The sequence below is a fragment of the Pseudoalteromonas sp. PAB 2.2 genome (assembly GCF_001938575.1).
Lineage (GTDB): Bacteria > Pseudomonadota > Gammaproteobacteria > Enterobacterales > Alteromonadaceae > Pseudoalteromonas > Pseudoalteromonas lipolytica.
This window is the reverse complement of sequence record NZ_LYPI01000033.1, coordinates 1-2,909: the sequence shown is the minus strand read 5'-3', so window position 1 is coordinate 2,909 and position 2,909 is coordinate 1. Positions and strand designations below refer to the sequence as shown.

Sequence of the window (2,909 nt, the reverse complement as noted above, 5' to 3'; positions counted from 1 at the left end):
CACTGGGGTTTTTAGTCGAAGACATTGTGTGGGGCGTTAATTACAAAGGTGATTTAGGCGATTTTGGTTATGGCGTCACGTTTAATAAACGCCCAGTCACTAGCTCTGTATTATCTTACGCCGGACTTGAAGATGTCTTTACCAACCAAGTATGGGGTGGCGTTAGAGCAACACAATTACAACTTAGCCTATCCCATGACCTAGGCCTAGACTGGGGTTTTTGGGCAAGTACCAACTATCAAATCTTACAAGGTAAAAACGTTAAAGATAACCAAAGCTACAGCCTAATGGGTGGTAGTTATTATCGCTATATTCGCGAAAGAAACACTGAATTAAGCCTAGGACTTAACTTATTGCACTGGTCATATAAGTATAATTTAAGTGAAGAAACCTGGGGGCACGGAGGCTATTACAGCCCACAAAACTACTTGGGTGCATCTTTACCTGTTATTTTTGATAAACGGGTTGGTCATAATTTTATTTATAGGCTTCGTGCTGGGGTATCTTGGTCTACCACCACCACAGACGACATCGCGTTTTTCCCGAACGACCCTATTTTACAAGGCCAAGCTGAGGCTCAAACTGCTGTAACGGGTGTTGTGCCTTACTTTGAGGGCGATACCAGCAGTGGTTTATCGTATAACTTAGGGGCAAGCTTTGAATACAGGTTCACGCCCCATTGGTTCTTTGGCGGTTATTTTAACCTAGATAGAGCCGATTTTTATGAGCCGAACTACGGTCAGTTGTATTTCCGTTATTACTTTAATCCAGTCTACAGTGAGCTGGCTTTCCCGGGTAAACCTGTTGTGCCTTATGCAAACTACTAACTATCGCACTACAAAGGGGAAGTGTCGCAAGATCTTCCCCTCACCATAAGGTCTATGTATACTGTAGCGCACTTGTAGCTAGGATAAGGGTGTGTCCCTTTCCTTCAAGTACAAAACTTGAGCAACAAACCATTATCTTAGCTGCATCAAAAAACATGGCCACCCGTTCACTCATTCTAAATATAGAACGACTAAAGCAAAAACAATAAGGCCTCAATAAAAATCTTAGAGTTAGGAAGTAAATATGAGTTCATTACCTAAAGCAGGTGACTTTTTAGGGCATCCTAAAGGGTTATTCCTGTTGTTCGGCACAGAGATGTGGGAACGTTTCGGTTATTACGGCATGCGCGCTATTTTAGTATTATATTTAGTTGCTCTTGTTCAAGAAGGTGGTTTTGGCTGGTCAAATGCCGATGCACTAAGCCTTTACGGTACCTTCACTATGGCTGTTTACATTACACCGTTACTGGGTGGATGGTTAGCTGATAATGTTTTAGGGCAACGTAAAGCGATTATCCTTGGTGGTTTATTAATGGCTGCGGGTCATTTCACTATGGGTATTCCTCACAGCTATTTAGCTGGCCAAGAAGAAAACGTTTTCTACATTGGTTTAACACTGCTTTGTTTAGGTAACGGTTTATTTAAACCAAATATCTCAACCATGGTAGGTGACCTATATAAAGAAGGCGACCAACGTCGTGATGGCGCGTTCACTATCTTCTACATGGGTATTAACTTAGGTGGTGCATTAGGTCCACTTGTTGCAGGTTATGCTGCAGCAGCAATGGGTTGGCAATGGGGCTTCATCGTAGCGGGTATCGGTATGGTGATCTCTGTACTTATGCAACTTGCATTAAGTAACAAATACTTAGGCGATATTGGTGTTGTACCTTCGGCTAAGCTTTCACAAGCTCAATCTGAATCAAACACTAAAGAGCCACTGACTAAAGTTGAAACTGACCGCATCAAAGTTATTTTCACTATGAGTGTATTCAGTATTATCTTCTGGATGGGCTTTGAGCAAGCAGGTGGTCTTATGAACTTGTTTGCTAACGACTACACTGACCGTATGTTACTTGGTTTTGAAGTGCCTGCTTCTTGGTTCCAATCTTTAAACTCAATTTTCATTATTGTATTTGCACCTTTAGTTGCCATTATTTGGTTAAAGCTTGATAAACGTGAACCTAATTCACCAGTTAAGTTTGCTATTGCACTTATTTTCTTAGCACTTGGTTTCATCACTATGATCTTAGCGCTTATGACACAAGGTCAAGGTGAGCACTTACAAATCAGCATGATGTGGTTAGTATTATTCTACTTATTCCACACGCTAGGTGAGTTATGTTTATCGCCAATTGGTTTATCTATGGTGAGTAAACTTGCACCTCTACGTTTAGCTTCAATGCTTATGGGTATTTGGTTCCTATGTACAGCGGTTGCAAACAAGATTGCTGGTTTCGTAGGTTCATTCCTAGGTGAAGGTGAAGAAGCGCTAGATAACGCTATGGGTATCTTCATTGGTTTAGGCGCAACAGCGGTTCTTTCTGCTGTTATCATGTACTTACTAAGCGACAAACTAGTAGCTTGGATGCATGGAGCTGAAGGCCAACATGAGCCACAAACTACTGAGCACATCTTAGCTGAAGAGCTAGAAGTGACAGCTGAAAAGCAATAATTTTTATTCCCCGTAGCGCCCGCTGCGGGGTATTTCTCTCTTCCCTATTCCCTCTGCGTCCTTAAAACTGATACTATATTCCGATATTAATTTGGTTTGCAAAGGAACTGAGCAAGTGCGCTTAAACACTCAACTACTGGTCATTATTCTGACTAGCTTTTTACTGACAGCATGTGGTGGCGATAAAACAACAAAAGAAGTCGCAACAGCTCCTGATCAGTCTGGTTTAATTATTTCTGTTGAAAATGGTTTTTCCGCACAATTTGCACAAGGCGATGTCACACTTAACGCAACAAGTAACACAGTTACAACAGATACCACGTTTACTTACACTGAAACAACCGCTTCAAGCACAGATATAGAGCAAGGTATTGTCTCCGCAATTCATACTTTTCGCCCCAATAATC

At 41.6% G+C, this 2,909-nt stretch carries 2 protein-coding genes and 1 pseudogene; all 3 read left to right on the top strand.

Features of this window, described 5'->3' with window-relative positions:
* The coding region (locus tag BWD47_RS19895) for a cellulose synthase subunit BcsC-related outer membrane protein (protein ID WP_178387102.1) at nt 1-827 on the top strand (827 nt) is incomplete at its 5' end.
* 244 nt (nt 828-1,071) lie between these two features.
* Complete coding sequence (locus BWD47_RS19890; RefSeq protein ID WP_075594538.1) at nt 1,072-2,502, top strand: peptide MFS transporter; 1,431 nt, start codon at nt 1,072-1,074, stop codon at nt 2,500-2,502.
* A gap of 115 nt (nt 2,503-2,617) precedes the next feature.
* Nucleotides 2,618-2,909, top strand: a pseudogene (locus BWD47_RS19885) (hypothetical protein); the annotation flags it as partial.